At 78.0% G+C, this 1,575-nt stretch carries 1 protein-coding gene and 1 pseudogene; both read right to left on the bottom strand.

All coding sequences use genetic code 11. The features are described 5' to 3' along the window. Nucleotides 1–1,182: pseudogene (locus M8J74_RS44115) on the bottom strand (ABC transporter permease); the annotation flags it as partial. Next, the coding region (locus M8J74_RS44110; RefSeq protein WP_249841763.1) for an FtsX-like permease family protein at nucleotides 1,175–1,575 on the bottom strand (401 nt) is incomplete at its 5' end. The pseudogene M8J74_RS44115 and the gene M8J74_RS44110, both read right to left, overlap by 8 nt.

Here is a 1,575-nt window from a genome sequence, read left to right as displayed (position 1 = left end):
GGCGGGCAGCGCCACCACCGCCGTCTCCGCGACGAGCCGGCCCATGAGGCCGCGCAGGGAGGCGCCGCGGGCGCGCAGCAGGGCGAGTTCGGTGCGGCGCCGGTCGGCGGCGAGGCCGCCCGCCATCAGCAGGACGACGGCCGCGACCGTACCGGCGCCGAAGGCGGCCACGGCGACGAGCGGGCGGACGCCGGAGCGCAGCGCCGTGTACGTGCCGAGCACGTCGTCGAGGTCGGTGCTCACCGTGGTGGTCGGGCCGGTCAGCGCCCCGATCCGGCGCAGCCCGGGCCCGCCCTCCAGGGACGCGATCACGGACCGCAGGCGGTCGGTGTCGTACGAGTGCAGGGAGCCGGCGGTCGGCGCGTACTGCCAGTAGCTCCACGGGACGGCGGAGGTGCCCAGCAGGGCGGGGGCGGCGTCGGGGGAGAGCAGCAGGGCGCCGAGCCAGTAGTAGTCCTTGTTGGGGTCGTTGCTCGGCACCACGGCCAGGGCCGGGGTGCGCAGCAGCGGCTGGGTGCTCCAGTAGGCGCCCTTCGGATCGCGCGGGGTGACGATGCCGGTGACCCGCACGGCGAGGGAGGCGCGGCCCACGCCGGGCACGTGGACGCGCGAACCGATGCGGATGCGCAGGCTCTTGGCGGTCGCGGCGGTGACGGCGGCCTCGACCTCCGGCGTCCTCGCGGTCACCGGCCCGTCGGTGCGCGGCAGCCGGCCGTCGACCTTGCTGACGTGTGCGGCCAGGCCCTGCTGGGCGGCGAGGGAGATCCGCGCGGGCAGCCCGCTGGGCCGCGGCAGCCAGCCGTCCGATGCCTCCATGGGCGTGGCGGTCCGTACGCCGTACGTCGACTGGCCGGGGTCGGGGACCAGGGGCGCCCGCACGACCGCCCGGATCTTCTCGTAGCGGGCGGCGAGCGGGCCGGGCCGCAGCGCGGCCTCCCGCTGCTCCTGCGACAGCAGCGGCGAGGGCGGCTGCGCCCACACCGCGACCGTGGTGCTCTTGGGCTGCGCCCGCTCGACGGCCCGCCGCAGACCGGCGTCCTCGTACCGGTCGACCGCCCGGGGCAGCGCCGCCGCCAGACATGCCGTCAGCACGACGAGCAGCGCCAGCGCCAGGGCGGCGCCGGGCGCGGAACGGAGCCGGGTACGGACCCAGGGGGCCTGGACCGGACGCATCTCACTCATCCCCCTGCTCCCGCAACGACACCACCGGATCGCCCCGCCGCACCGCCAGCGCCGCCGTCACCGCCAGCGGGGCCGCCGCCACCGCCGCCAGGAGCAACGCCACCTGCGGCAGCGGCAGTTCGACGAGGACCGCCGGTACCGGGCGGGTGGCCCGCTCGGTCAGGACGATCAGCGGGATCACCGCCCGGGTCAGTACCGTCCCCAGCGCCGTGCCGACCACCAGCGCCAGCGTCACCAGCACGCCCTGCTCCACGGCGATCATGCGGGCCAGCCGGCGGCGCGGGGCGCCCAGGGCGCGCAGGACGGCGAGTTCGGCGCCGCGCTCGCGCAGGGACCCCGCGGCGCTCACCGCGAAGCCGACCGCGGCCAGCGCGGCGGCCACCCCGGCCGCCG

Source organism: Streptomyces panaciradicis, assembly GCF_023516615.1.
Classification (GTDB): Bacteria; Actinomycetota; Actinomycetes; order Streptomycetales; family Streptomycetaceae; genus Streptomyces; species Streptomyces panaciradicis.
The sequence above is the reverse complement of the archived record's forward strand: the minus strand, read 5'-3'. Positions and strand labels throughout refer to the sequence as shown.